The organism is Rhodococcus sp. 008, assembly GCF_001682295.1.
In the GTDB taxonomy this organism is placed as follows: Bacteria; Actinomycetota; Actinomycetes; order Mycobacteriales; family Mycobacteriaceae; genus Rhodococcus_F; species Rhodococcus_F qingshengii.
This window is the reverse complement of the sequence record NZ_CP012749.1, coordinates 5,013,145-5,039,382: the sequence shown is the minus strand read 5'-3', so window position 1 is coordinate 5,039,382 and position 26,238 is coordinate 5,013,145. Positions and strand designations below refer to the sequence as shown.

Sequence of the window (26,238 nt, the reverse complement as noted above, 5' to 3'; positions counted from 1 at the left end):
GTCTCCGGGAAACCCAGACGAAAAGGACCGACGTTGGATCTCACACAACGCCTCGACGCGCTCGAACAGATCGAGGAAATCAAGAAGCTCAAGCACGGCTACTGGCGAGCATGTGACGCCAAGGATCCAGTTCGGTTCCGCAACAGCTTCATCCGTTCCGGAGCGTCGATCGACTACGGACGCCTCGGCGCCTTCGACGACGCGGGGCCGATGGCGGACATCTTCGAGAAGATCGCTCTTCGCAAGGTCGACGGCCGGTACGCGGTCCTCGACATGCATCACGGATTGCATCCCGACATCACACTGACCTCGGAGACGTCGGCGGTGGGGCGATGGGCTCTGCAGTTCCGCCAGATCGACACCGTCGGGCGCACCGAGAAGTTGATGACCGGCGAATACGACGACAAGTACGTGATCGAGGACGGTATGTGGAAAATGAGTCAATGCCATTTCACGGAGACGTGGTCGATCACCACTCCCCTTTCCCCGGACGCTGACATCGCCGAGGGTTCGTTGGGTGGGCCGCGATGACGACGAACGGAAAAGTTGCGCTCGTAACCGGTGCCAGCCGGAGCGTCGGCAAGGGCATTGCCCTCGCGCTGGGAAGCGACGGATGGACGGTGTACGTGACGGCCCGAGGAACCGTCGGCGACGACGGCCCACTCGATCGCACCGCAGCCGAGATCACCGAGCGCGGTGGTCACGGCATTGCCGTGCAGTGCGATCACGCCGACGATCAACAGATCGTCGACCTGTTTGCACGCATCGCCGAGGAACAGTCAGGCCGCCTCGATCTTCTGGTCAACAACGTCTGGGCAAACCCGGCGGGTTATGCAGGCTTCGCCGATCCGTTCTGGAAGAGGCCGATCGACGATTGGGATTCGCTGATCGGAATCGGACTGCGCGCCCACTACGTTGCTTCGGTGGAAGCGGCGAAGTTGATGGTTCCCCGGGGCAGTGGAGTGATCGGCAACATCTCGTCGTTCGGCACCCGCGGGTACCTGCACTCTGTGCTGTACGGGATGTCGAAGGCAGGTTTGGACAAGATGGCCGCGGACATGGCTGTCGAATTGAAGGGGACCGGCGTCACCGCACTTTCCTTCTGGCTCGGGTTGATCCGCAACGAGCGGATGGAGGCGAGTGGGATCGAGAGCTTCGAAGGCTTCTCACTGGCCGAGGCCGAAACCCCGGAATTCGTCGGCCAAGTCATCACTGCATTGGCCAACGATCCAGAAGTGAACGCGCGCAGCGGTCACACACTGATCACCGCCGAGACGGCCGTCGAGTACGGAATCACCGACGCCAACGGGAAACAACCGGCGTCACACCGCAGTGCCTTCGGTGGCGGCCCGCTTTTCTGATTCATCAGTAGCAGTGGTCGCGTCGCGTGCCGGCACAGCACGCGGCGCTGCCACTCGCGCCTTCAGGGCAAGCCAGGCACACCCGATGACGACGACACCGCCGGCCACGATCGAGGGTGACAACGTCTCACCGAGTATCAGCGCCGACCAGGCAATGCTGAGCACCGGTTGAACCAACTGTGTTTGGCTCACAGTGGAAATGGGACCGATCGCCAGACCCCGGTACCAAGGAAAGAACCCGAGAAACATACTCACGCATCCCAGGTAGGCAAACGAAAGCCACGAATTCACATCGGCAGAGACCGGAGCCTGGGCCATGGACGCCACCGTCAACGCAATCGTGACCGGCAGTCCGAGAATCAACGCCCAGGCAATCGTCTGCCACGACCCGATCTCGCGGGCCAGCAACGCACCTTCCGAATATGCCAGCGCTGCACACACCACCGCGGCGAACAGAAGAAGATCAGCGAGATGAAACGAGCCGAGTCCGCCGTTTGCAATCGCCACGAACCCTACGACCGATACCGCGCCGGCGGCGCTTGCCCACCAGAATCCCTTACTGGGACGCTCTTTTCCTCGGACGACCGCAAATACCGCGGTCGCAGCGGGAAGTAGCCCGATCACGACTGCCGCGTGACTCGCCGGCGATGTCTGCAACGCAAACGTGGTGAACAGTGAAAACCCCAGTACCGCACCAACAGTCACGAGTGCGATGCGCAACCACTGCCGAAGCGTCGGAAGCGTCGCGCGAGTAACCGACAGCATCACAATCGCAAGGGCCCCGGCAACGACAGCGCGGCCCGCACCGACGAACAGGGGGTCGAGATCCGCGACGGCGACCCTCGTGAGCGGAACGGTGAACGAGAACGCCAGCACACCGAGCAAGCCCCACCACAAACCGGATCGAGACGATGGCATCGGTAGCGGTTCCTGCGGCGCGACGATAGCGCTACTCTTCATACTCATGTTTTACGATAGCAGTAGCACGCCAACCAGCGAAACTGGTATTTCAGATGCGCACCCGTGTGCAGGAGATCGAAATTGCTCCGAGCAGTCCGACGAGCGCGAAAGCGTAGAAGCCCCACGGCACGGCGTAACCCGCACCCAGGAGGACTCCGCCCAGGATCGGGCCACAGATCGCACCGACCCGGCCGACACCTGCCGACCATCCGAGCGCGGTCGCGCGAATCTGAGGTGGGTGATTGGCGCTCGTGAAGGCGTAGACCAGTACCTGCGCACTGAACACGAAGCATCCGGCGAGGAAGACCATCACGTAGATTCCGAACGACACCTTCACACTCAGAAGCGCCAGGAACAGTGCAGCTCCGGCGAACCACACGATGGCTGCAGTCCGCGGGCCGATCTTGTTCGCGACGCCCCCGGCGATCAACAGCCCGACGACGGCGCCGGCATTGAGGATCAGAAGGAACGTCAACGACGCCCCGAGGTTGTAACCGGCCTCACGCATGATCGTCGGAAGCCATGTGTTCAATCCGTAGACGAGCAGCAAGCCCATGAAACTGGTGATCCAGATGGCGATGCTGTTGCGCAGGAACTTCGAAGAGAACAGTGCACGAACGGGATTGGCGGCTTCGGCGCGCTCAACTTCGGACGTGGGCGCAATCTCGAGTTCGACTCCGTAACGGGCAGCGATTTCCTCGGCTTCGGCACGCTTTCCGTGAGCGAGAAGGTACGACGGGGATTCCGGCAGATACCGCAACATGAGTGGAATCAGGGCGACGGCAGGAAGTGCGCCGACAACGAACATCGCTCGCCAACCGAAAGGTTCGATCACGACGAGCGCCAGCGCTGCGGTGGCAACGGCGCCGACGTGGTAGCCGGTCATCAGCATGGTCGACGCAGATCCACCGCCTTGTTTCTTCGAGAATTCGTTGACCAGAGCCAATGCCGTCGGTAGGGCGCCACCCAGCCCCACACCGGCAAGGAAGCGCAGCAGCCCGAAGATGAACGGATTGGGCGCAATTGCGCACAACAGAGTCAGAATCGAGAATGCGGCAACGGCGTACAGCAGCGCGCGGCGTCGACCGATGACGTCGGTGAGAGTGCCGATGACGAGGGCGCCGATGGTCATGCCGATGAGCCCGAAGGTCGAGATCATCGTGATCGTGCCGGTACTCAAACCCCACGCGTCGTAGTCGAGAAGCGAAGGAATGACCGCGCCGAGTACGACCAGGTCGAATCCGTCCAGAAGCACTGCGATCCAACACAACGGTGCTACCCACATTGCGGCACGCGCCCCAGGCGAACCGGTGGTTGAACTCGACTGCGTATGCGGTGCGGTCATCGGATCCTCGACATTCACTGCTTGTGGGCGTTCGCGACCGGTTGGGATCCAGTAGTTCGGATCGAAACGTGTTCGCATTGCGAACGCCTGTTCATAATGAGCACATCGATTGTGTACGGAGTCACAACGCCATGTCAAACGTCGCGGTAATCTCGAGGAATGGCACTCTCCGAAAATGAGCGTGAACAGTTCCTGGCCGAACCCCACATCGGGGCGCTGTCCGTGGCGGACGGCACCGAGCGCGGTCCGTTGACCGTCCCGATCTGGTACCTGTACTCACCCGGTGGCAAACCATGGATCCTCACGGGCAAGGATTCGCGAAAGGCACGACTCATCGAGTCGGCCGGGCATTTCTCGTTGATGGCCGAAAGGCTCGATCCGACAATCCGTTACGTCAGCGTCAGCGGATCCGTCGACAAGATCGTTCCGGGCACCGACGAGATGCTGGTCGAAGTCTCGCGGCGTTACCTGGCTCCGGACAAGGTCGACGGGTATCTCGAATTCGCGCGATCGCAGTTGGGCGAACAGGTAGCGATCTACATGAATCCGCAGCACTGGCTGTCTGCGGATCTTGGGGCGATCTGACAATTCTCAGAAAAGCGAAGGCTCGGCGCGCCGGAGTGGCGCGCCGAGCCTGACCTGCATGTGGAGGGCTCTATGTCAGCTCTCGGTGAAGAAACGCACCCGATTGAGTCGATGACCGCTCGCCTCGAAGCCGAATAATGCGATGGCCGGTTCCCCGCACACGATGACGCTCGCCGTCACGGTGCGACCGGCAACCAGCATCTTGCTCTTCGTCACGCCGGTGAGCAGAGCGTTGACATCAGCGTTGGACAACTGCGTCCCCGCCGGAAGCTCGACGGGTACCGGCGGCGTTCGGCCGACAGCGGCCGCATCGAGGAACCGCGACGCTGCCTTCTTGCCTTTGTCTCCGACGCCGAAGATGCCGCGCGAGAACCCGAGCGCCCCGCCGATCCCCTGGTTCGAGAGCAACTGCGGCGTCAACTTCGCGGCCGCCTTCACCCCCGCCACACCAGCAGTCGCGAGCTGGCTCAACATCGTCGCCAATTCCCAATGCGCATAGAGGGTTCCGATCCGCAAGGAATCGGGCTCCCCCACCAAGTCGTAGCGCAAGTGCATCGGAACGTCGAGAACGACTCCGGTCGACATCTCGGTAGCGAGGCTCAGATCGCGCCACACCGTCCGGCCGCACACGATGTCGCGCTCGACATGGAAGGTGATCGAATTGGGGGCGATGAACGTGTCGTAGAAACTCTCGATCGCCGCCTGACCGTTGTGCGGACGTGAACCTACAGGGTCGTTGACCTGTCCGTCGCCGGCAAACAGGGCCACCCAGGTCGAGCGGTCATGCGCGCCGACGGCTTTCGGGGATCCCTCCACGACGGCCATCAACTGCTCGCGCGTAACCGGCGCGGTCATGCGCGCATCTCGTATGCACCGTCGTACGCCTTGACCTGCTGCCACACCCGGTCGAAGCGTTCACTGTCGACAACAGGCTTCCGCACCGCGGCCAGGGCCCATTTCTGCTGCTCGGGTGTCGACGACGGCTTTCCGTGCAGCGCGATCGCGTATCCCGAGAAGTCACGAATCTGGAAGTCGAAGATCTGATCGACAACGTCGGCGTCGAGCCCGCTGATCTCGGCCTGTTCGAGAATCAGATGACCGTAGACGACGAGAGAGAACAGGTGCCCGACGTTGAGCATGAAATCGAGGTCCTTCTGCTGCTGCGCGTCCGGCGCTGCAGCAGTGAGCAATTCGGTGAGCGCGATCGCCTGCTCGTAAAAACGGGCGACGTTCGGAATCGAAGAGTGCTTCTCGTAGACGGGCTTCCACTCGTGGAACTGAATCTTCGCAGCGCCGCGGGTAGGCCCCTGGTTCCAGAAGAACTCGTCGTCGGCGGCGTCGTCGCGCGTGACGATCTCCGGGAACTGCGCCGAGTTGAACAGATAGTTCGGCAAGAACTTGAGAATCAGGCCGACGTTGACGTGGACGGTGCCCTCGAGCTTGGGCAGCGTGCCGATCATCTGCGCTGCCTCGCGGAAGTACGTGGACTTCTCGTATCCCTTGGCTGCGATCACATCGTGCAGCAACCCGACCACCTTCTCACCTTCGGAGGTGACCTTGGCCTTGGTCATGGGATTGAACAGCAGGTAGCGACGGTCCTCGAGGCTGGCGCTGCGGAAGTAGTCGACCGCCCGCGCACTGAACTGCTTCATCGCGATCAGACGTGAGTACGCGTCGACGAAGGCGGCGCGAACGTGGGCAAAATCCGTGACGGGATTGCCGTACAGAATTCGATTCTGCGCGTGAGTTATTGCCTCGAAGAACGCATGCTCGGTGATGCCGATGGAGCCGGTGCAGAGGTTGAACTTTCCGACGTTGACCGTGTTGAGCGCGGCCTCGAATGCGGCGACGCCGGTGTGCAGAATGTCTTCCTCGCGCACCGGGTAATCGTCGAGGCGGAAATTGCTGACATACATCTGCCCGCGCAGGACGTTGTCCACGAGCTGATAGTTCGGATGTGCACTGTCGGCGACAAAGAACACGTAGCCTTCGGGGCCCTCGACGTCGGTACGACGCCCGAACACAGACACCATTCCGGCTACGTTGCCGTTTCCGATGTAGTACTTCTCGCCGCTCGCGCGGAAGGCGACGTCGCCGTCGGTGGGAGTGAGGAGCATGTCGGTGGAGTACACGTCGGCGCCGTGGTCGCGCTCGGACAGCCCGAACGCCATGACACCACCGTCGGCAAGTTCCTGCGCTGCACGCTTCTTCGCAGCGTCGTTGTCACTCATCCAGATCGGTCCGAGTCCGAGGATCGTGACCTGCCAGGCGTACCAGTAAGCGAGTCCGTAAAAACCGAAGATCTCACTCAAGGCCGCGTTGCGGGCACCGTCCCAACGACGGTTCTCGTCACCGTCGGCGAATGCCGCCGGAGTCTGGAACGTCGCGAACAACTTCTCCTTGCCGACGAATTCGAGAAAGTCGGAGACCCACACGGCGTCGAGGTCGTCCTGAAGCAGTTGCTTCTTACCGCGGCTCTCGAACCATTCGATGGTGGCTCGCAGCAAACGGCGGGTCTCCGGATCGAACTGAGCGGGGTCGTAAGTATGGGGGTTGAAGAGCAATCCATCGGTGCCAGACACGTCATTACCTTTCGTCGATGACGCTAAACTACCAGCGGGTAACTTTCCGCGGTGCGATTCATGGAAGACCTGCGATTCTTCGCGAATGCCACAGGTCCATCGGATTCCACGTGCCCGCCCGAGCACGCGTGATCGGGTAGCACGCCAACCCGAGCAACAACGCAGACATATGGCCGATGGCGGTGAAATTGGTGGCGAAAATCAGAGGTACACCGTAGAAGAGCAACAGCCCCGCGAGATAGACGTATCGCCACGGATCGACGATGCGGTACACCAGAATCCCCATGATGCCGGCCAGACCGTAGCTCACACCCACGTCGAGAGTGTTGACCGCCGACTCCGCCACGTATCCGTGCCGAATACCTTCGTACAGAACACCTTCGCTGATGTACGTGGCTCCGACGTGGGCGATGACGACAACACACAACCACCGCCACGTCCCGAGCCAACGCTCAGCCGTTGCATGAAAGATGGTGAAGAGAACCAGGTATCCCAACCAACCGCCACCTTCGAGCCAGAAGGCACTCGAGAACAGGACTCGTAGCGGGTCTTCGGCCAGGTGATGCAGATTGGTCGAGCGCTTGCCGAGAAAACGCTCCTCGACATTGTCGGGCAGATGCCGAAGGAAGAGCGTGGTGAACAGCAGGGCCAGCAACCAGACGTAGGTACCGGGAGCACTGCGCACCCATCGCCATGCCGCCTTTGCTGCCCCCAGCATCCTCACCGCTTCGAGTCTGCGCTCACTCGTTCACTACTGCAACGGCAAACCCGTCCCATCCCTTCGAACCCACGGTTTGAATGGCGGTGCCGTCGAGTTTCGGCTCGGCCGCGATCATCTCCAACACCGCTCGACTCGCTTTGACGCGCTCGTCGTCGATATCCGGGTTGGACACATGTCCCCCACGCACCACGTTGTCCACGATGATGACGGTTCCGGGATGCGAAAGGGCCAACGCCCACCGCACGTACTCGGTGTTGTTCTCCTTGTCGGCGTCGATGAAGACCAAGTCGAAAGGTCCCAACTCTTCCTTCGCGATCGACGGGAGGCTGTCGAGCGCCGCCCCGACGCGGACGTCGACACGGTCAGCCAAGCCGGCGCGCTCGATATTCGCCCGAGCGACATCCGCATGGGTGGGATCGAATTCCAGCGTGATGACCTGGCCCGAGGGGCCGACCGCGCGAGCGAGCCAGATCGTGCTGTATCCGCCGAGCGTTCCGATCTCGAGAACATTGCGCGCCAGGCACATTCGCGCCAGAAGATTGAGGAGCTTGCCCTGGTTCGGCGCCACGTCGATGGGCGGAAGACCGGCCTCGGAGTTGGCGGCGAGTGCCGCGTCGAGAACCGGATCTTCACCTACCAACGTGGAGACAAGGTAACCGTCGACTTCTGCCCAATCCGGTTCGCGTTCCATAGCCACGATTGTGGCAGAAAAGAAGGGCCGCCGCAGACACCTCGGAAGGTGGCTGCGGCGGCCCAGACGCCTATTCGAATCAGCCGCGAACTGCGCTGATGATCTCCTCGATCGCCGAGTCGGCGTCGATCTCACGGCTCTCGCCGGTGAAGCGGTCGCGAATCTCGACCTTGCCGTCTGCCCAACCACGGCCGACGACAACGATCAGCGGAACACCGATCAGCTCGGAGTCCTTGAACTTCACGCCCGGCGATGCCTTGCGGTCGTCGAGGATCACTTCGAGTCCCGCGCGGTCGAGCTGCGCGGCGAGGCCTTCGGCGCCTTCGCGAGCGGTCTCGTCCTTGTTCGCAATGACGAGGTAAACGTCGGCCGGTGAGACCTCAGCGGGCCAACGCAGACCCTTCTCGTCATGGTGCTGCTCGGCAATGACGGCCACCAGACGCGAGACGCCGACGCCGTACGAACCCATGGTCGGGCGGACGGGCTTGCCGTTCTCGGCGAGGACATCGACGGTGAAGACGTCGGTGTACTTACGGCCGAGCTGGAAGACGTGCCCGATCTCGATACCGCGAGCCGAGACCAGCGTGCCGGCTCCATCCGGAGAGGCGTCGCCGTCACGAACCTCGGCGGCTTCGATGGTTCCGTCGGGGGTGAAGTCCCGACCGGCAACGAGGCCGACCACGTGCTTGCCGTCTTCGTCGGCGCCGGTGATCCAGCTGGTGCCGTCGACGACACGCGGGTCGACAAGGTAGCGAACGCCGTTGGCCTGCAGCGCCTTCGGGCCGATATAACCCTTGGCCAGGAACGGGTTGTTCTTGAAGTCGGTCTCGGTGATCATCACGAACTCGGCCGGCTCCAGCGAAGCCTCGAGGCGCTTTTCGTCGACCTCACGGTCGCCGGGGATGCCGATACCGAGCAGTTCCCACTCGCCGCCGGGCAGGCGGGTCTTGACCATGATGTTCTTGAGAGTGTCGGCGGCGGTGACGGTACGGCCGAGATCAGCGCCGTTCGCCCAGTCCACCAGGGTGTCGATGGTGGGTGTGTTCGCGGTGTCGTACACCTTGGCTTCGGGCAGCCCGTCGAACGGAATCGAATCGGGAACAACAGTCTTGACGGCCTCGACGTTGGCGGCGTAGCCGGATTCGAGGCAGCGGACGTAGGTGTCTTCGCCGATCTCGCTCTCGGCAAGGAACTCCTCGGACGCGCTGCCGCCCATCGCACCGGAGGTGGCCGAGACGATGACGTACTTGACGCCCAGACGCGTGAAGATCTTCTCGTAGGCGCCGCGATGCGCCTGGTACGACTCCGTCAGGCCTTCGTCGGTCAGGTCGAAGGAGTAGGAATCCTTCATCAAGAACTCGCGGCCGCGCAGAATGCCGGCACGCGGACGCTCTTCGTCGCGGTACTTGGTCTGCACCTGGTACAGGGTGACCGGGAAGTCCTTGTAGGAGTTGTACTCACCCTTGACCGTCAGAGCAAAGAGCTCCTCGTGGGTCGGGCCGAGCATGTAGTCGTTGCCCTTGCGGTCCTTGAGGCGGAACAGGTTGGGGCCGTACTCGGTCCAGCGGTTCGACGCTTCGTAGGGATCGCGCGGGAGCAGCGCAGGCAGCAGGATTTCCTGTCCGCCAATTGCATTCATTTCTTCACGGACAACACGCTCAACCTCGCGCAGCACCCGCAATCCCAGCGGCAACCACGAGTAGACGCCTGGAGCGATACGACGCACGTAGCCGGCACGAACCAGCAGTTTGTGGCTGGCAACTTCGGCGTCCGAGGGATCGTCACGCAGGGTACGCAGGAACAGGTGGGACAGACGGGTAATCACGAGGTGTAAGGATAGTCGCCGCAGTCGGCCGAGCGGGCCTCGGTACGGTTACAGCGTGCTTGTACTGCTGCCTCCCTCAGAAACCAAGTCCGACGGCGGCAAGGATGCGCCCCTCGATCTGGCCGAACTGTCGATGCCACAGTTGACCGAAACGCGCGAATTGCTGGTTCAGACGCTGGTCGATCTGGCCGCTGACGTCGAGGCGTCGTGCGAAGCGCTCGGGCTCGGTCCGACGCAAGCAGACGAAGTGGAACGCAACGCCAAGCTGTGGGTGTCCGCGACGCGGCCCGCACTGCAGCGCTACACCGGCGTGCTCTTCGACGCCCTCGACGCAAAGTCGTTCACCCGCGCCCAGAAGGCGAAGGCGCTCGATCGGATCGCCATTGGTTCCGCTCTGTTCGGTGCTGTCCGCGCAGGAGATCTGATCCCCGCCTACCGCCTCTCTGGCGGGTCCAAGCTGCCGGGGATGGGGACGCTGCGCTCGCTGTGGAAGCCGGAGCTGCCGAAGGCCCTGGCCGCCGAAGCCGACGGCCTTGTCATCGATCTACGATCCGGCACCTACCAAGACCTCGGACCTGTTCCGGACGCCTTGATCGCAACGGTCCTCACCGAGAAGCCGGACGGCACCCGGACGGTGGTCAGTCACTTCAACAAGCACCACAAGGGTCTGCTCGCCCGTGCGCTGGTGGTCTCGCGCGCCGAACCGACCGATATCAAGGGTGTCGCGCGGGTGGCGTCGAAGGCCGGCCTGCGGGTGGAAATCGCGTCGGAGCGTGAACTGATCATCCTGACGGATTGATGGCTTCGTCTGTCAAGTGCCACAGAAGGTTTGGAATGTTTCGCTGAAAGACTGCGGAGCCGCCTCGGTGTAGTCGGTCCACTCGTCGCGTCGGTCGAATGGATGCGTGACAACCTCGAGCAGCTTCTCGAAGGGAACGAGGTCGCCGTCGGTCGCGGCGCGCAGGGCAGCATCGAGGTGATGATTACGCGGAAGGTACAGCGGGTTGACGCGATCCATCGCGCTCGCGGTCTCCGCGGCCCCACGCCCCTGGTCCGTCAGGGCCCTGTGCCACCGCTGCAACCAAGACGCGATGTGGTCCCGTGGCACGAGGTCGTCGAGGGGCGCCGAATTTCCACGCAATTCGTCGGCGAGTGCGCGGAAACTGCCCGTCCAATCAGCACCGTGTTCCGCCAACAACGTCAGCAGATCGTCGACGAGCGCCCGATCGACAAACGGCTGGGCCAGACCGAGCTTTTCCGCGAAACCGGCCGCATAGTGTCCCTCGTAGCGCTCGTCGAAGGTCTCGAGAACTGCCGACGCCGCGGAAATCGCATTGTCGGGTGCGGAATCGATCAGCGGCAACAGTGTTTCTGCCAAGCGCGCCAGATTCCACTTCAGTACAGCGGGCTGATTGCCGAACGCATAGCGGCCCCCGTGGTCGATCGAGCTGAACACTGCCGCCGGATCGAATGCGTCGAGGAAGGCGCACGGACCGTAATCGATGGTCTCTCCCGAAATTGTCGTGTTGTCGGTGTTCATGACCCCGTGCACGAAACCGATGAGCATCCACCTCGCCACCAGTGACGCCTGCGCCTCGACGACCGCCTCGAGGAACCTCAGATAGCGATTGTGTATACCCGTTGACGGAAGTTCGGTCAGCTCCGGGTAGTGCCGGGCGATCGCGTAGTCGGTGAGCGGCTGCAAGACCTCGCCCTGCCGGGCCGCGAACTCGAAGGTCCCAACGCGTAGGTGACTCGACGCGATCCGTGCAAGCACGGCACCGGGTTCTGCGCCGTTGCGGCGAACGTCCCGTCCCGTCGCCACGACAGACAGCGCGCGCGTAGTGGGGACACCGAGGGCATTCATCGCCTCACTGACCAGATATTCACGCAGCATCGGCCCTACGACCGCGTACCCGTCGCCGCCCCGAGAGAACGGTGTGCGCCCGGAGCCTTTCAGATGCAAGTCCACTCGCTGCCCGTCACTGCTGACGAGTTCTCCGAGCAACAACGCCCGACCATCCCCGAGAATCGGTGCGTACCCACCGAACTGATGACCCGCATACGCCATCGCCACCGGCGTGGCCCCGACCGGCACCGTCGAGCCGGACAGGACGCCGATCCCGTCCACACTTCGCAGCGCTGCTACGTCCAATCTCAACGACGCAGCCAGCTGCTCGTTCACCACGAGCAACTGCGGGTCAGGGGCGGCAGCACCTTGCCACGGCACCGTCAGAGCGCCGAGTTCGTCGGCGAACGTGCTCTCGAGGCAGGCCACGATGGTGACCGTGTCTGCTGTGGATTCCTGGAATGCGGCCATCACACGAGAGTAGTCACCGTGCGACAACCTATCGATCAGCCCTGATCGATGTACGACTCGAGCTGATCGCGTTCGCTCTTGAGCTCGTCGATGCGGCTCTTCACCACGTCGCCGATACTAACGATGCCGAGGAGGTTGCCGTCCTCGATCACCGGCAGATGCCGGATTCGACGCTCGGTCATGATCGCGGCAATGCTGTCCACTGCGTCTGCCGGAACACACGTGTACATCAGAGCGGTCATGACCTCGGAAACCTGGATCCCGAGAAGGTCCGGGCCACGCTCGTGCAGGCGTCGAACGACATCGCGTTCGGAGATGATGCCGACCACCGCGTCGTCGTCGACCACCACCATGGCTCCGATGTTGTGGCGGGCAAGATCGCACAGCAGCCCGTTGACCGTCGTGTGGGCGTCGATCGTGACGATGCTGTTGCCCTTGTTTCGCAATATGTCCGCGATCCGCATCACGGCACCCCGATCCGTCGAGACTCTCGGCACGTCCTGCAACGATCGTATCGGCTAGCGAAGCGGAAAAACAGGACTGATCAGGCGATTCCCTGAGCTGCCTTCTCCGCAGCCTGAGCCTGGGCTACCTGAGAAGGTGTGAACCTGATGCACAGCGCCGCGATACCGGCGAACACGGCGCAGACCGCGCAGCCCACAAGTGCGAAGGTGTACCCCTCTCCGAGTGCGATCAATTGCGCCGGATTCATGTCCGCTGCCTTGCCCGAAGTGCCGCCGAGCGAGAGCGTCTTGGACGTCGCCATTGCACCGATCACCGACAGCGCCAATGGTCCACCGAGCGTCTGGGCAACTTGGGAGATTGCGGTCAGCGGGCCGATCTCGGTCTCCGGGACACCGGCGATCGCGCACAGTGGCAAGGGCACCATCGCGAGGCCGATACCGAATCCGATCCCGATCACGGGCACGAACAAGTTGGCCAGGTAGGTGGAGTCGGAATCGAGAGTAGAGCCGTAGAGGAGTCCGACGATCATGATCACGACGCCGGTGAGGACCAGCCAGCGGGGTTGAACCTTCACGGCGAGCTTGGAAGCAACCGACGCGGCGGCGCCCAATCCGAACGCGAACGGAATGAACGCGATACCGGCACGCAACGGCGAATACTGCATGATGTCCTGCACGAACAGCGCGACGAAGGCCGTCATGCTGAACATCGCGCCACCGACGAAGAAGATGGCGAGGAACGTCGCGACACGGTTGCGATCGGCGAACAACGAGAAGGGCAAGAGCGGGTTGTCCGCAGTTCGCTCGACGAAGAGGAAGGCGGCGAGGGCGACCAATCCGGCCGCCAATGCCCCGATGACGGCGATACTCCCCCATCCCATTTCCGGGCCTTCGGTGAGAGCAAAAACAACACCGGTGCACCCGAGAGTCGCGAGGATCGCGCCGGGGACATCCAAAGCCAGACGCGTCTGATTCGTCTCGCGAAGGGCGCGGAACGCCATGCCGACGAGCGCGATGCCGATCGGGACGTTGATGAGGAAGATCAGACGCCACGACACCTCGGTCAATGCGCCGCCGATGATCAGACCGGCGATCGATCCGACGCCCGTCATGGCGGCAAAAATCGCGATGGCCTGATTACGAGCCGGACCCGCGGCGAAAGTCGTGGCAACAAGGGCGAAGGCAGTGGGCGACGCCACGGCTGCGCCGACACCTTGAAGCGCCCGCGCTGCGATCAACATGCCCTCGTTCAGGGCGAGTCCACAGAGCAACGACGCCACCGTGAACAGCGAGACTCCCGCGATGAACATCTTCTTGCGTCCGAACGCGTCGCCGAGCCGACCACCGAGGAGCATGAGCCCACCAAACGCAAGCGCGTAGGAGGTCAACACCCAGTTGCGGCCGCTGTCGCTCAGCCCGAGGTCGGCCTGCAATGGCGCCAGAGCGAGGTTCGCGACAGTACCGTCGAGCACCACCATCATCTGCAAACCACTCAGGACGATGATGGCAAGCCCGATGACTCGAGTCGCTACCGGGGCATTCGCCGAAGCGGTTTCAGATGTTGGGGAGTCAGACACAAGACTTCACGTTACCCAGCGTCGACGGAAAAGCCCGCGACCGGCCCGATCACGATGATCGCCGGAGGCTTGATCTCCTCGTCCTTGACGCGCTGAGCAACGGTCGCCAGATCGGCCCGAAGTTCACGCTGGGTGCGCAGAGTGCCCTCTTGGATCACGGTGACCGGCGTGGTTGACGGGCGTCCACCGTCGACGAGTGCCTTCGCGAACTGATCGATGCGCTCGACCGCCATGAGCAGCACGATCGTGCCGCGCAACTTGGCCAGCGCCGACCAGTCGACCAGCGAATCCGGATGATCCGGAGCCACGTGCCCACTGACGACGACGAACTCGTGGGTGACCCCGCGGTGGGTGACCGGGATGCCTGCGGCCGACGGGACCGAGATCGCGCTCGTGATTCCGGGCACTACGGTCACCGGAACGCCGGCAGCGGCACACGCTTCGAGTTCTTCGTATCCCCGTCCGAAGACGTACGGGTCCCCGCCCTTGAGGCGGACCACGAACTTGCCTGCCTTCGCGTTGTCGATCAGCGCGGCGTTGATGGCCTCCTGAGCCATGGCACGGCCGTACGGGATCTTCGCGGCGTCGATCACCTCTACGTCCGGACCCAGTTCGGCGAGCAACTCCGGCGGAGCCAATCGGTCGGCCACGACGACGTCGGCGCGGGCGAGCAAACGGCGTCCGCGCACGGTGATCAGATCGGGATCACCGGGGCCACCACCGACGAGAGCAACACCCGCAGCGGCAGGCTCGGCCGTATCGGCGAGCACGCCCGACTGAAGACCTTCGACGACGGCGGTGCGGACCGCTGCCGAACGACGGTGATCGCCGCCCGCCAGAATTCCGATGCTCATACCGTCGTACTCGGCGCTGGCGGGAGTGACGGCGGTGCCGTGCTTCGCGTTGTCGGCGCGCACGCAGAAGATGTGGCGACGCTCCGCTTCGGCGACGATCGCCGCATTGGTTTCCGGCTCGTCGGTCGAGGCGATGGCGTACCACGCACCTTCGAGGTCGCCGTCGGCGTACGGACGCTCTTCGACCGTGATCTGACCGGCAGTGGCCATACCTTCGACGGCTGGAGTGAACGCGCGACTGATGACGTGAACGCGGGCACCAGAGGCGACCAGCAGTCCGAGTCGGCGCTGAGCCACAGTGCCGCCACCGAACACGACCACGCGTCGATCGGTCAGGTTGAGGCCGACCAGGTAGTTGGTCTCGTCTGCGGTGGACTCGCTCACTCGCACTCCGTTTCGTTGTCAGAATTGGTCAAGCTGGAGGGAACTTTACGGGCCGCGGCCACGGTCACTCCATCCCTGGCAGTCTTGGCCAGCACAAGTCGGCCGCCCCCGGACGCAAGGATCGCAGCCGCTTCCGCGACGCTTGCCGTTCCGACGGCGTTCTCGACGCGAGGCGATGGTGACGGAACTTGAACTCGCGCAAGTACGTCCGGGGCGAAACTCACAATCGGGACGTTCAGTTCATGGGCCGCTGTCAGAAGAGCCGAAGACTCAGCTTTTGCCGCCACAGTGGCGAGTACCACGATCTTCCCTTGCGCCGCGGGCACAGCCTTCACCGCAGCGACGATGTCCTTCGCGGTGACACTCGTCGTGAATCCCACGCCGATACAGAGGTCATCCCCGTGCGGCATCGACGAACTTCGCGATCGATTCGGGCTGCCCCACCGGATCAGTGTGCAGATACGACGCGTGGACGCCACCGCGAACAAACCCTTCGTGGACACTGCCGCCGTCCCAGGGCCGCCACCCCCACGCACTTCCGCAACCGTCCGCGTCTGCCGAGACGAGAGACGTTCGGTGGAACTCGTGACCGGTGACGCGGGAGCCTGCGTCGAAGAGGCTGGAGTCGCTGATCGCGACTGCTTCGCGATACCCGAGGGTCAGGCGTTTCCCGAACGTCGCATCCACTCCGACCACACCGGCCATGCTGTGACCGTCCAAGCTGCGAGCGAGGTAGAGCAGACCGGCACACTCGGCGTGGATCGGTGCACCGCCGTCCGCCAGATCGCGAACCTGCTGCAGCAGTACGGTATTGGCCGCAAGGTCTACCGCGTGTTCTTCCGGGAAGCCACCGGGAAGGACCAGAGCGGCAGTTCCCGCAGGAAGCTCGTCCCGCAACGGGTCGAACACCTGCACGTCCGCGCCGGCAGCAGTCAACAGCTCCCGGTGCTCGGCGTAGCCGAAGGTGAAGGCCGGGCCACCCGCCATGGCAACCACAGGCCGAGACTCTGCGTGTGCGCCGACCTCGGCAACCGGATCCCATACAGCTGCACTCACGTTCGAGGCGGCGAGTGCGCGAACAGCACCCAGATCGACGTGCGAGGCAATCAAATCGGACATCGCGTCCACTGCGGCCACAGCGGCGGCGCCGTGCTCGGCCGCCGGAATCAGGCCGAGATGCCGGGAGGGAACTTCGAGTTCCGTCAACCGTGGCACAACCCCGAGCACTGCGACGCCGACCTTGTCGCACGCATGACGCAACACCTGCTCGTGACGAGCGCTCCCGACGCGATTGAGAATGACGCCGCCGATGCGCACACCTGCGTCGTAGGTCGCGAAGCCGTGGAGTACGGCGGCCAGACTCTGACTGTGCCCACGGGCGTCGATCACGAGGACTACCGGCGAACCGAGGATCGACGCGACCTGCGCCGTCGATCCCTCCGCCGACGGCTGCGAGTTTGCCTCGTCGATCTTCCCGTCGAACAGACCCATGACGCCTTCGACCACGGCGATGTCGCAACCAGCGGTTCCATGCCGGTAGAGCGGTCCGATGCGATCCGGGCCCACCAGAACAGTGTCGAGGTTGCGTCCGGGCCGCCCTGCCGCGAGTCCGTGATAACCCGGGTCGATGTAGTCCGGCCCCACCTTGAAGGGTGCAACGCTGCTACCGGACCGTCGCAGCGCGCCGATCAATCCCGTTGCCACCGTGGTCTTTCCGCTACCCGAGGCAGGAGCGGCGATCACCACGGCCGGAGTGGAAGGACTTACCATTCGATGCCCCGTTGGCCCTTTCGGCCGGCATCCATCGGGTGCTTGATCTTGGTCATCTCGGTCACGAGGTCGGCGGCGTCGATCAACGCCTGCGGGGCGTCGCGTCCCGTGATGACAACGTGCTGGTTGCCCGGACGATCGCGCAGTGTCTGCACGACCTCGTCGACGTCGACCCAGCCCCACTTGAGCGGATAGGTGAACTCGTCGAGGACATAGAATCGATGTTCCTCGCTCGCAAGCCTTCTCGCGATCTCCTGCCAACCCTCCGCAGCGGCAGCAGCATGATCTTCCTCGCTACCGGCCTTGCGTGTCCATGACCAACCTTCGCCCATCTTGTGCCACTGCACCGGCCCACCGACGCCGGTTTCGTCGTGCAGGTTTCCGAGCGCGCGGAACGCGGCTTCCTCTCCGACCTTCCACTTGGCACTCTTCACGAACTGGAACACGCCGATGTCGAACCCCTGATTCCAGGCACGCAGCGCCATGCCGAAAGCGGCGGTGGACTTACCCTTTCCCGCGCCGGTGTGCACGGCAAGTACCGGCGCGTTACGACGCTGACGCGTGGTCAGACCGTCGTCGGGAACTGTCTCGGGAACACCCTTGGGCATCGTGAACTCCTGAGCTGGGATCTAGGCTGCGGCGCGGACGACACCCGCGACCTGCTGCGCTGACAATTCGGCGAGGCGGACGTATCCGCCACGTAGTTCTCGCGCCAACTCGGCCGCCAGCCCCAGACGCACGAGGCCGGTCTCGCAGTCGACGACGATGGACGCGACGGACGCGTCGGCGAGAAGATGCGCGGCGACGCGGGCGCGGTGCAGCGCGTCCTTGCCGCCGGTTGCCCGGCCGTCGGTGAGTGTGACGACGAGGGCGCGACGCTGCGGGTCACGAAGTCGTTCACGCAGAACCACTTCGCGAGCACGCAGGAATCCCTCTGCGAGTGGGGATTTGCCGCCGGTACGCATCGACTGCAAGCGACGGACAGCGATGTCCACCGAAGATGTCGGCGGCAGTACGAGCTCCGCTTCACGACCACGGACAGTGATGACGGCGACCTTGTCGCGGCGCTGATAGGCGTCGCGGAGCAACGAGACAACCGCACCGGTGACCGCGGAGAGGCGGTCGCGTGCTGCCATCGACCCCGACGCGTCGACAACGAAGACGATCAGATTGCCTTCTCGCCCTTCACGTATCGCGCCGCGGAGGTCAGCCGGTGCCAGCCGCAACCGTCCAGCAGTGCGACCACGGGCAACTTGAGACTCGGCTGCGGCAAAGACCGTGCTCGTCAGATGCAATCCGTGCCCACGCTCCCGCGTGGACCGCACAACTCGTCCACGGGACGACATGGACCGCGAGCGTCGTCCCGGTGCACCTTCACCGACTCCCGGAACTTCGAGGAGCTTGGCCTTGAATTCGCCGGCCGGTGGCGCCGAGGGACGATCGGTGGCGCGTACTCCCCCACCAGGTCCGTCTGGGTCGTCCGGGCCGTCGTCATCAGGCCCGTCGTCGTCCGGCCCTTCGTCTCCGGGACCGCCGTCATCGGAGCCGCCATCTTCCGGGCCACGGTCTTCGTGATTTTCGGGAGGTTCGGGCTCTCCGTCGCGCGCGTCGTCCTCTACCTGCGACTGAGCATCCTGATCGGCCTGCTCGAGCGCATCGTCCAACTGCTGCTGATCCAAGCCGGGCTCGTCGAACGGATCGCGGCGGCGGCGATGCGGCAGCGTCAGTTCCGCCGCTACTCGTACGTCCTCCGCAGTGACTTCACTGTCGCCACGCCAGGCAGCGTGGGCCGTCGCGGTGCGCGCCAGCACCAAGTCCGCGCGCATACCGTCGACGTCGAACGACGCACACAGCGAGGCGATACGACGCAGTTCGCGGTTGCTCAGCTCGACCGAGTCCAATTTCTCACGCGCCGTGAGGATTTCGGACGCCAACTCCTCATCGGCGGATACGTACCGAGCGACAAATGCCTCGGGGTCACGCTCGTAGTCGAGTCGGCGACGCACCACTTCCATGCGAATGTCGACGTCGCGGGAAGCGGCGACGTCGACAGCCAGACCGAAACGGTCCAGAAGTTGCGGACGCAGTTCTCCCTCTTCGGGATTCATCGTGCCGACGAGTACGAACTTGGCCGGATGCGAATGGGAGATGCCGTCACGCTCGATGTGAACCCGGCCCATCGCCGCGGCGTCGAGAAGCACGTCGACCAGGTGGTCGTGAAGCAGATTCACCTCGTCGACGTACAGAACACCCTGGTGAGCGGCGGCGAGCAGTCCAGGTTGGAATGCGCGCTCACCGTCACGCAGAACCTTCTCCAAGTCGATCGAACCGATCACCCGGTCTTCGGTGGCGCCCACGGGCAGTTCGACCAAGCGGGCCGGTCGTCTCGTTCCGGCGTCGTCGACCGCGGGCAGCAGCGCAGTCAGCGCGCGCACGACCGTCGACTTGGCAGTTCCCTTCTCACCGCGAACCAGGACCCCGCCGATCCCTGGATGCACCGCACACAGGATCAGCGCCAATCGCAATTGATCCTGGCCGACCACAGCACTGAACGGGAAGCCCGCCACTGGTCGATCTTCTTCACTTCGCACGTCGATATCCCTCCACCTCTCGGTTTCCTCGCCGAGAATTTGGCTGCACTCGAATGTCGCGGCAACCTGGCTGAGATCTCCCGGTTTATCGGTAGAGGAGAGATCTTTCACAGTGGCGGGACCGCGCCTGGATCGAACAGGACTTCCCCGCGAACATTCGGTATCGAAAAAACCCTAGTCGGCTCGCTTTCCCACGAGCCGACCAGGGTCAATTCTCCGACAAACTAGCTGACGGCCACGAAAGGCTCTCCCCCACCACGACGCATCGGGGTGTGCGGGATGCCGTCTTCGATGAACTCTTCGCCGTCAGCCTTGAATCCGTGCTTGGCGTACATCTCGACCAAGTAGGTCTGTGCATTGATCCGGCACGGCGCTTCGCCGACCTCGGCCAGTGCGGCCTGCAGGAGGCGGGTCGTGTGGCCCTGGCCGCGAGCCTGACGCGACGTGCAGAGGCGTCCGATTCGGAAGCTCTTGTTTCCGTCGTCGTGCTCTTCGAGCAGCCGGAGCGTGCACACCACCTGGCCGTCCTGCTCGAGCCAGAAGTGGCGTGTTTCCGTCAGCAGGTCCCGCCCGTCCAACTCGGGATACGGGCAAGCCTGCTCGACGACAAAGACCTCCACTCGAAGCTTCAACAACTCGTAGAACGTCTTGTTGTCGAGATCGAGTGCCCATGAACGCTTCAAAGCTGCTGTTGCCGTCATGGGTTGGACTATCACACAGTCGCGGCGGTATCCGCGACCGGAGCCGATTCGGAAGCACCGGCGGAATCGAGCTCGAGAACCTTCGAGGACCAATCCCAGACCTGGTTGAACAGGCCTTCGTTGTCGGTGAGCTTGACGCCGATGGACGGAACCATCTCGCGGAGCTTGCCCTTCCAACCCTGGAACTCGGTCGGGAAGCAGCGCTCGAGTACGTCCAGCATCGCCGGGACGGCCGTGGACGCACCGGGCGAAGCACCGAGCAGGCCGGCGATGGAACCGTCCTCAGCGGCGACCACAGCGGTACCGAATTCGAGGACACCACCCTTGCCCTTGGCACGGCGGATCACCTGGACGCGCTGGCCCGCGGTGATGAGTTCCCAGTCCTGGGCCTGCGCCTTGGGCGCGAACTCACGCAGATCCCAGATGCGACCGGCTTCGTTCTTGGCAAGCTCGCTGACCAGGTACTTGACCAGGCCGAGCTCGCTGACACCGACACCGAGCATCGAGAGGATGTTGTTCGGCTTGACCGAGCCGGGCAGGTCCGTGACGCGACCCTGCTTGAGGAACTTCGGCGACCAACCAGCGTAGGGACCGAACAGCAGACCCGGCTTGTTGCCGATGACACGGGTGTCCAGGTGAGGCACCGACATGGGCGGGGCGCCGACGGCAGCCTTGCCGTAGACCTTGGCGCTGTGCTGGTCGATGAGTTCGGGGTTGGTGCATCGCAGGAAGGCACCGCTGACCGGGAAGCCACCGAAGCCCTTGGCTTCCTTGATGCCCGACTTCTGCAGCAGGTGCAGGGCGCCGCCACCGGCACCGACGAACACGAAGCGCGAGCGAACGGTGCGCTTTTCACCGGTGCGACGGTTGGTGACCTTGACGGTCCAGGACTTGTCCGAGTTCTGCGTCAGGTTGGTGACCTCGTGGCCGAAGTACATCTTGCCGCCGGTCTTGCCGATGTAGCCGATGAGCTGCTTGGTGAGCGCTCCGAAATCGACGTCGGTGCCGTCCTGGCTCCAGTTCAGGGCGATGGGATCGGAGAAGTCGCGTCCCTTGGCCATGAGCGGCAAACGCTTGCTGAACTCGGCCGGATCGTCGATGTACTCCATACCGCGGAAGAGCGTGTGGCCGGCAAGTGCGTCGTAACGAGCACGGAGGTACTTGGCGTTGGCCTCACCGTGAACGAAGCTCACGTGCGCGATGGGGTTGATGAATTCCTTGGGCTGTGTCAGGACGCCCTGCTCTACCGCGTGTGCCCAGAACTGGCGTGACACCTGGAACTGCTCGTTGACGTTGACGGCCTTCTTGATGTCGACCGTGCCGTCCGAGTTCTCAGGTGTGTAATTGAGCTCACACAGGGCTGAGTGACCGGTTCCCGCGTTGTTCCAGGGGTCGCTGCTCTCGGCTGCGACGGCATCGAGCCGCTCGAAGGTCGAGATCGACCAATCGGGCTGCAGCTGGCGCAGCAATGCACCCAGCGTGGCGCTCATGATGCCTGCGCCCACGAGCACTACATCCGTCTTCGTCTCTACCGCGTTCTGATTCGACACTGGAGAATCGACTTCCTTGTCATTAGCCGTGCGCGCATCCGCCTGCTGTGTTACGCCGAATAGGTTACCCGTGCGTACACGCGCGGTTCACCACCCCCAATTGTGCTCTACAACGCGCACTCGAAACGACGATTAGATTGTGATTTGTGACTACTTGGGTTCCAGACGTCCTCGGTGACGGATATCAGCAGCTGACGATCCCGCTCGGAACGGATCCGGACGGCGAAGGCGAGGTGGACGCAACACTGGTCCGCTACCAACCGCAGAAGGAGGCGGTGAAGACACACCGTGCCGTTTTGTACGTGCACGGCTTCACCGATTACTTCTTCCAGAAGCACCTCGCCGAGCACTTTGCCGAGCAGGGTTACGCCTTCTTCGCACTCGACCTGCGTAAGTGCGGCCGCTCCCTCAAACCGGGGCACACAGCTCATTACGTCTCCGACCTTGCGCTCTACGACGCCGAACTGAACGAAGCGCTGCGCATCGTCCGCAGCGAGACCGAGGGCAGCGAGGTGCTGCTCATGGCGCACTCCACCGGCGGTCTGATCGTTCCGCTCTGGCTGAACCGTTTGCAGCGCAAGCCCGGTGGCAGCGACGGCGCCGGAATCTGCGGGCTGGTACTCAACAGCCCCTGGTTCGACCTTCAGGGTCCCTCAGTGGTGCGCAACGTCGGTACTACGGCGATCGATGCGCTCGGACGGGTATCGGCGAAGACGGTGATCCCGGGAACTGGGCTACCGACTTACGGTTCCAGTCTTCATGTTTCGGCCAACGGCGTCTGGGATTACAACCTCGACTGGAAGCCACTGGCAGGCTGCCCCGTTACCTTCGGCTGGATGCGGGCCGTCCGAGCGGGTCACGCAAAACTTCACCGCGGCCTAGACATCGGAGTGCCCGCGCTGATTCTGCGCTCGAAGAAGTCGCAGTTCGCGAAGGCGTACAACCCGAGCGTCGACCTCGCCGATTCCGTGCTCGACGTCAAGCAGATCGCACGTTGGGCCGGTTGCCTCGGCGATCGCACCACCATCGTCCCGATCGACGGCGCCCGTCACGACGTGTTCCTTTCGACCGAGAAGCCCTTGGCCACAGCCTTTTCCGAACTCGACCTGTGGTTGGAGTGGCTCGACGGCCACCTCACCCCGGCCGCAGAAAGTTCGGCAAGCACAGCAAGCAACACACAGGAGATCGCGCAGTGACGCACTACGACCTTGCAATCATCGGCAGCGGATCCGGAAACTCGCTGCCCGACGAGCGGTTCGACGGCAAGAAGATCGCAATCCTCGAAGAGGGCACCTTCGGCGGAACGTGCCTCAATGTCGGGTGTATCCCGACCAAGATGTTCGTCTACGCCGCCGAGGTGGCACGCACCGTCACCACTGCCGAGAAGTACGGCGTCGACGCCACTCTCGACGGCGTTCGTTGGTCCGACATCGTCAAGCGCGTCTTCGGCCGCATCGATCCCATTTCTGCAGGTGGTGAGCGGTACCGCAGCGAAGACAGTCCCAACACCACCGTCTACCGCGGCCACGCCACGTTCACCGGCGACAAGACGATCGACACCGGAACCGGCGAGACGATCACCGCTGACCAGGTGGTCATCGCAGCCGGTTCGCGTCCGATCATCCCGGACGAGATCGCGTCGAGTGGTGTGAAGTACTACACCAACGAAGACATCATGCGACTGCCCGAACTTCCCGAGCACCTCGTGATCGTCGGCTCCGGATTCATCGCCACCGAGTTCGCACACGTGTTCTCCGCGTTGGGTTCTCGCGTGTCGATCATCGGTCGCAGCCAGCGACTGCTGCGGCACCTCGACGACGAGATCTCCGAGCGCTTCACCGAGTTGGCCGAACAGAAGTGGGACGTCCATCTGGGCTCCCCCCTCACGTCGGTACGCGGCGATGGCGACAACATCGCCGTCGAACTGGCAAATGGCACAGTCGTTTCCGGTGACGTTCTCCTCGTCGCGGTCGGTCGTCAGCCGAACGGTGACCTACTCGGTCTCGACAAGGCCGGCGTCGAACTCGACGACAAGGGCTCGATCGTGGTCGACGAATACCAACGCACCACCGCCGAGGGCGTCTTCGCACTCGGTGACGTCTCCTCGCCGTACCAGCTCAAGCACGTCGCCAACCATGAAGCGCGCGTTGTTCAGCACAACCTGCTCCAGGACGCGTGGAAGGACACGTCCGGGCTTCGCAGCACCGATCACCGCTTCGTACCGGCAGCCGTGTTCACCGACCCGCAGATCGCCGACGTCGGAATGACGGAGAAGCAGGCTCGCGACGCCGGACTCGACATCACCATCAAGGTGCAGGCTTACGGCGACGTCGCGTACGGCTGGGCGATGGAGGATCAGGAGGGCATCTGCAAGGTGATCGCCGAGCGCGGCACCGGACGCATCCTCGGCGCCCACGTCATGGGTACGCAGGCTCCGACCGTCATCCAGCCGCTCATTCAGGCGATGAGCTTCGGTTTGTCAGCTCAGGACATGGCGCGTGGCCAGTACTGGATCCACCCGGCCCTGGCCGAAGTGGTCGAGAACGCGCTGCTCGGCCTCGACATCTGAGCCCCGCCGCCCCAATGACGCCGAAAAGGCGGGCACTCCTCGCAATGGGAATGCCCGCCTTTTCGTAGGTCAGAGTTTCACCAGGGGCTGGTACGCAGCACGATCTCGGTTGCGAGTTCGGCCGGTGCCGACTTGACGACGTCGTCGACACCCGGAAGTTCCGTCACGCGGAAGTCGGAGTACACGAAACGACCGCTGGCGTCGGCGATGGCCCGACCTCCACTGCCCACGACTACGGTGGTCGGAACCTCGACCGGCGGAACGCCGGCAACATCGCTGGCCGACGGATGTCCACGGTCCACGGCGATCAAACTCGCGAAGCGGCCGAACTGACGTGCAGCCAACAGCCACGCGAGATCGGCGCCCTCCCGGTGACCGACCAGATTCACCCAGGCGATGTTCAACTCGTCCAGAAGTACCACTGCCGAGGTCTCGTCGAGATTCTCGATCGATTCCACCGCGACGGTCCGCAGGTCCGAATGATGCAGTCGCTCACACACATCGTCGTACAAGTCGACGGGGTCGCCCTTGCCCGGGAGCAGGAGTACCGCATGCTTGCTGACCGGCCCGTCGATCCGAACGGTGCACGAACCACTGCCCACCGCTACTCGAGTCAATTCCATGTCTGGAAACGGTACGCGATCCACACAGTGGAGGACCCTGGAGTCGACAGAAGTATGACCACTCATACATTCACGCGCCGCTACGAGCCCGAATTGTTCGCTCTGTACCGCCTCCACTCGGAGCGAAAGTGGCTTTCGGCGCATCTGAGGCGACGGACGTACCGTTCGCTCGAAAGTGGGGGTGGGCCGAACTCCAGTGGGGCGCGGCTCTAGGTACCGGACGGTTTGGGGAGCCTCGTCATTCCGTAGACGTGATCAGCGCGCACCGTGAGGATCTGTCGACGCTCTGCCACCATCGCTTCGCGGTACTCCTCCCAATCGGGATGCTCCTGGCCGCTGATGTCCCGGTACAGCTCGACCAGGGCGTCCGACACTTCGTCGTGAGGATCGGCCGCTGCGGGTGTCACCACAGCAAGTCCTTCGATCACGGCGTAGCTCCAGAAGTCGGGCGCGCTGACGTGAAGGGAAACCCGCGGATCGCGGATCGCATTTTTACTCTTGGCGCGATCGGCCGTGACGGACACGGAAGCCGTCTTCGACTCGTCATCCCAGCGGTAAATGATGTTGGACAACTGTGGGCGGCCGTCACGCTTGACGGTTGCCAACACACCTTGTTTTCCCTCGGCCACGAGTGCGAACAACGCGTCGTCGGTGTCTGTGTCATTGCTCATATCTGCACCAACGACGCCGTGCGGCCGGTTTGTTCCGGGGGCAGTCCAGTTCGAAGATCGCGGACCGCAATCGCGCGATGTCTCTTCCCCCGAT

At 63.3% G+C, this 26,238-nt stretch carries 25 protein-coding genes; 6 read left to right on the top strand and 19 right to left on the bottom strand.

The features are described 5' to 3' along the window. The first annotated feature begins 33 nt into the window (after window positions 1-33). Together AOT96_RS23475 and AOT96_RS23470 are read left to right on the top strand one after the other, a co-directional pair. Window positions 34-531, top strand: coding sequence for a nuclear transport factor 2 family protein (locus tag AOT96_RS23475; protein ID WP_065352394.1), 498 nt, complete (start codon window positions 34-36; stop codon window positions 529-531). Then, complete coding sequence (locus AOT96_RS23470; protein ID WP_003942723.1) at window positions 528-1,361, top strand: SDR family NAD(P)-dependent oxidoreductase; 834 nt, start codon at window positions 528-530, stop codon at window positions 1,359-1,361. Before AOT96_RS23475 ends, AOT96_RS23470 begins: the two co-directional genes overlap by 4 nt. Here AOT96_RS23470 and AOT96_RS23465 read toward each other — a convergent pair. Further along, window positions 1,323-2,279, bottom strand: a complete 957-nt coding sequence (locus tag AOT96_RS23465; RefSeq protein ID WP_007735024.1) for a DMT family transporter — start codon at window positions 2,277-2,279, stop codon at window positions 1,323-1,325. The genes AOT96_RS23470 and AOT96_RS23465 overlap by 39 nt on opposite strands. Before the next feature lie 91 nt (window positions 2,280-2,370). Then, window positions 2,371-3,666, bottom strand: a complete 1,296-nt coding sequence (locus AOT96_RS23460; protein WP_065352923.1) for an MFS transporter — start codon at window positions 3,664-3,666, stop codon at window positions 2,371-2,373. Between the two features lie 159 nt (window positions 3,667-3,825). On the opposite strand from AOT96_RS23460, the gene AOT96_RS23455 reads away from it, so the two are divergent. Next, the gene (locus AOT96_RS23455) at window positions 3,826-4,251 is read left to right on the top strand and encodes a pyridoxamine 5'-phosphate oxidase family protein (protein ID WP_003942732.1); all 426 of its coding nucleotides are present in this window, start codon (window positions 3,826-3,828) and stop codon (window positions 4,249-4,251) included. A gap of 75 nt (window positions 4,252-4,326) precedes the next feature. On the opposite strand, the gene AOT96_RS23450 is transcribed toward AOT96_RS23455, so the two are convergent. The 5 genes from AOT96_RS23450 to AOT96_RS23430 form a co-directional block, all read right to left on the bottom strand. Further along, window positions 4,327-5,106: a nuclear transport factor 2 family protein gene (locus AOT96_RS23450; protein ID WP_030535621.1), complete on the bottom strand. Its 780-nt coding sequence runs from the start codon at window positions 5,104-5,106 to the stop codon at window positions 4,327-4,329. Further along, the gene (locus tag AOT96_RS23445) at window positions 5,103-6,833 is read right to left on the bottom strand and encodes an acyl-CoA dehydrogenase family protein (RefSeq protein WP_007735018.1); all 1,731 of its coding nucleotides are present in this window, start codon (window positions 6,831-6,833) and stop codon (window positions 5,103-5,105) included. The genes AOT96_RS23450 and AOT96_RS23445 overlap by 4 nt, the downstream gene beginning before the upstream one ends. Window positions 6,834-6,891: 58 nt before the next feature. Continuing rightward, entirely contained in the window at window positions 6,892-7,551 is a 660-nt protein-coding gene (locus AOT96_RS23440; RefSeq protein ID WP_021343988.1) for a rhomboid-like protein, read from the bottom strand. Between the two features lie 22 nt (window positions 7,552-7,573). Next, complete coding sequence (locus AOT96_RS23435; protein WP_020969392.1) at window positions 7,574-8,245, bottom strand: O-methyltransferase; 672 nt, start codon at window positions 8,243-8,245, stop codon at window positions 7,574-7,576. Between the two features lie 79 nt (window positions 8,246-8,324). Further along, on the bottom strand, window positions 8,325-10,070 hold the full coding sequence (locus AOT96_RS23430; RefSeq protein WP_054188575.1) for a proline--tRNA ligase: 1,746 nt from the start codon (window positions 10,068-10,070) through the stop codon (window positions 8,325-8,327). A gap of 55 nt (window positions 10,071-10,125) precedes the next feature. Here AOT96_RS23430 and yaaA point away from each other — a divergent pair, with 55 nt between their 5' ends. Further along, the gene (gene yaaA / locus AOT96_RS23425) at window positions 10,126-10,869 is read left to right on the top strand and encodes a peroxide stress protein YaaA (protein ID WP_007735009.1); all 744 of its coding nucleotides are present in this window, start codon (window positions 10,126-10,128) and stop codon (window positions 10,867-10,869) included. A gap of 12 nt (window positions 10,870-10,881) precedes the next feature. Here yaaA and AOT96_RS23420 read toward each other — a convergent pair whose 3' ends face one another. The 10 genes from AOT96_RS23420 to mqo form a co-directional block, all read right to left on the bottom strand. After that, window positions 10,882-12,390, bottom strand: a complete 1,509-nt coding sequence (locus AOT96_RS23420; RefSeq protein WP_042450753.1) for a protein adenylyltransferase SelO — start codon at window positions 12,388-12,390, stop codon at window positions 10,882-10,884. Between the two features lie 35 nt (window positions 12,391-12,425). Further along, window positions 12,426-12,854: a CBS domain-containing protein gene (locus tag AOT96_RS23415; RefSeq protein ID WP_007735005.1), complete on the bottom strand. Its 429-nt coding sequence runs from the start codon at window positions 12,852-12,854 to the stop codon at window positions 12,426-12,428. A gap of 80 nt (window positions 12,855-12,934) precedes the next feature. Then, window positions 12,935-14,431 (bottom strand): MFS transporter, encoded by a 1,497-nt coding sequence (locus AOT96_RS23410; RefSeq protein ID WP_003942680.1) that lies wholly within the window; start codon window positions 14,429-14,431, stop codon window positions 12,935-12,937. An 11-nt stretch (window positions 14,432-14,442) separates the two neighbouring features. Then, complete coding sequence (gene cobA / locus AOT96_RS23405; protein ID WP_047271356.1) at window positions 14,443-15,669, bottom strand: uroporphyrinogen-III C-methyltransferase; 1,227 nt, start codon at window positions 15,667-15,669, stop codon at window positions 14,443-14,445. Continuing rightward, window positions 15,666-16,079: a cobalamin biosynthesis protein gene (locus AOT96_RS23400; RefSeq protein ID WP_037130389.1), complete on the bottom strand. Its 414-nt coding sequence runs from the start codon at window positions 16,077-16,079 to the stop codon at window positions 15,666-15,668. The genes cobA and AOT96_RS23400 overlap by 4 nt, the downstream gene beginning before the upstream one ends. Beyond that, window positions 16,063-17,439: a cobyrinate a,c-diamide synthase gene (locus AOT96_RS23395; RefSeq protein ID WP_065352393.1), complete on the bottom strand. Its 1,377-nt coding sequence runs from the start codon at window positions 17,437-17,439 to the stop codon at window positions 16,063-16,065. Before AOT96_RS23395 ends, AOT96_RS23400 begins: the two co-directional genes overlap by 17 nt. Next, entirely contained in the window at window positions 17,433-18,047 is a 615-nt protein-coding gene (gene cobO, locus AOT96_RS23390) for a cob(I)yrinic acid a,c-diamide adenosyltransferase (RefSeq protein ID WP_064073685.1), read from the bottom strand. The genes AOT96_RS23395 and cobO overlap by 7 nt, the downstream gene beginning before the upstream one ends. 21 nt (window positions 18,048-18,068) lie before the next feature. Continuing rightward, window positions 18,069-20,030 carry a magnesium chelatase subunit D family protein gene (locus AOT96_RS23385; protein WP_042450884.1) on the bottom strand — a complete coding sequence of 654 codons (1,962 nt, stop codon included), beginning with the start codon at window positions 20,028-20,030 and terminating at the stop codon, window positions 18,069-18,071. Window positions 20,031-20,254: 224 nt separating this feature from the next. Next, the gene (locus tag AOT96_RS23380; RefSeq protein ID WP_003942808.1) at window positions 20,255-20,731 is read right to left on the bottom strand and encodes a GNAT family N-acetyltransferase; all 477 of its coding nucleotides are present in this window, start codon (window positions 20,729-20,731) and stop codon (window positions 20,255-20,257) included. An 11-nt stretch (window positions 20,732-20,742) separates the two neighbouring features. Beyond that, a complete protein-coding gene (mqo, locus tag AOT96_RS23375; protein WP_230359902.1) occupies window positions 20,743-22,221 on the bottom strand; it encodes a malate dehydrogenase (quinone) in 1,479 nt (492 codons plus the stop codon). 206 nt (window positions 22,222-22,427) lie between these two features. Here mqo and AOT96_RS23370 point away from each other — a divergent pair, with 206 nt between their 5' ends. Both AOT96_RS23370 and mtr read left to right on the top strand, forming a co-directional pair. Next, on the top strand, window positions 22,428-23,477 hold the full coding sequence (locus AOT96_RS23370) for an alpha/beta hydrolase (protein WP_003942674.1): 1,050 nt from the start codon (window positions 22,428-22,430) through the stop codon (window positions 23,475-23,477). Continuing rightward, complete coding sequence (gene mtr, locus AOT96_RS23365; RefSeq protein WP_065352392.1) at window positions 23,474-24,850, top strand: mycothione reductase; 1,377 nt, start codon at window positions 23,474-23,476, stop codon at window positions 24,848-24,850. The genes AOT96_RS23370 and mtr overlap by 4 nt, the downstream gene beginning before the upstream one ends. Before the next feature lie 77 nt (window positions 24,851-24,927). On the opposite strand, the gene AOT96_RS23360 is transcribed toward mtr, so the two are convergent. Next, window positions 24,928-25,473, bottom strand: a complete 546-nt coding sequence (locus AOT96_RS23360; RefSeq protein ID WP_065352922.1) for an alpha/beta fold hydrolase — start codon at window positions 25,471-25,473, stop codon at window positions 24,928-24,930. 209 nt (window positions 25,474-25,682) lie between these two features. Then, complete coding sequence (locus tag AOT96_RS23355) at window positions 25,683-26,144, bottom strand: PPOX class F420-dependent oxidoreductase (protein ID WP_063316564.1); 462 nt, start codon at window positions 26,142-26,144, stop codon at window positions 25,683-25,685. Between the last annotated feature and the right edge of the window lie 94 nt (window positions 26,145-26,238).

What these genes read in the sequence shown, in the direction of transcription:
- AOT96_RS23400 (WP_037130389.1), bottom strand. Translation starts at nt 16,079, where the DNA reads ATGCCGCACGGGGATGACCTCTGTATCGGCGTGGGATTCACGACGAGT.
- AOT96_RS23455 (WP_003942732.1), top strand. Translation starts at nt 3,826, where the DNA reads ATGGCACTCTCCGAAAATGAGCGTGAACAGTTCCTGGCCGAACCCCAC.
- AOT96_RS23435 (WP_020969392.1), bottom strand. Translation starts at nt 8,245, where the DNA reads ATGGAACGCGAACCGGATTGGGCAGAAGTCGACGGTTACCTTGTCTCC.
- AOT96_RS23465 (WP_007735024.1), bottom strand. Translation starts at nt 2,279, where the DNA reads ATGCCATCGTCTCGATCCGGTTTGTGGTGGGGCTTGCTCGGTGTGCTG.
- AOT96_RS23415 (WP_007735005.1), bottom strand. Translation starts at nt 12,854, where the DNA reads ATGCGGATCGCGGACATATTGCGAAACAAGGGCAACAGCATCGTCACG.
- AOT96_RS23355 (WP_063316564.1), bottom strand. Translation starts at nt 26,144, where the DNA reads ATGAGCAATGACACAGACACCGACGACGCGTTGTTCGCACTCGTGGCC.
- AOT96_RS23360 (WP_065352922.1), bottom strand. Translation starts at nt 25,473, where the DNA reads ATGGAATTGACTCGAGTAGCGGTGGGCAGTGGTTCGTGCACCGTTCGG.
- cobO (WP_064073685.1), bottom strand. Translation starts at nt 18,047, where the DNA reads ATGCCCAAGGGTGTTCCCGAGACAGTTCCCGACGACGGTCTGACCACG.
- AOT96_RS23460 (WP_065352923.1), bottom strand. Translation starts at nt 3,666, where the DNA reads ATGACCGCACCGCATACGCAGTCGAGTTCAACCACCGGTTCGCCTGGG.
- AOT96_RS23450 (WP_030535621.1), bottom strand. Translation starts at nt 5,106, where the DNA reads ATGACCGCGCCGGTTACGCGCGAGCAGTTGATGGCCGTCGTGGAGGGA.
- AOT96_RS23440 (WP_021343988.1), bottom strand. Translation starts at nt 7,551, where the DNA reads ATGCTGGGGGCAGCAAAGGCGGCATGGCGATGGGTGCGCAGTGCTCCC.
- AOT96_RS23380 (WP_003942808.1), bottom strand. Translation starts at nt 20,731, where the DNA reads ATGACGGCAACAGCAGCTTTGAAGCGTTCATGGGCACTCGATCTCGAC.
- AOT96_RS23420 (WP_042450753.1), bottom strand. Translation starts at nt 12,390, where the DNA reads ATGGCCGCATTCCAGGAATCCACAGCAGACACGGTCACCATCGTGGCC.
- mqo (WP_230359902.1), bottom strand. Translation starts at nt 22,221, where the DNA reads ATGAGCGCCACGCTGGGTGCATTGCTGCGCCAGCTGCAGCCCGATTGG.
- AOT96_RS23470 (WP_003942723.1), top strand. Translation starts at nt 528, where the DNA reads ATGACGACGAACGGAAAAGTTGCGCTCGTAACCGGTGCCAGCCGGAGC.
- AOT96_RS23395 (WP_065352393.1), bottom strand. Translation starts at nt 17,439, where the DNA reads ATGGTAAGTCCTTCCACTCCGGCCGTGGTGATCGCCGCTCCTGCCTCG.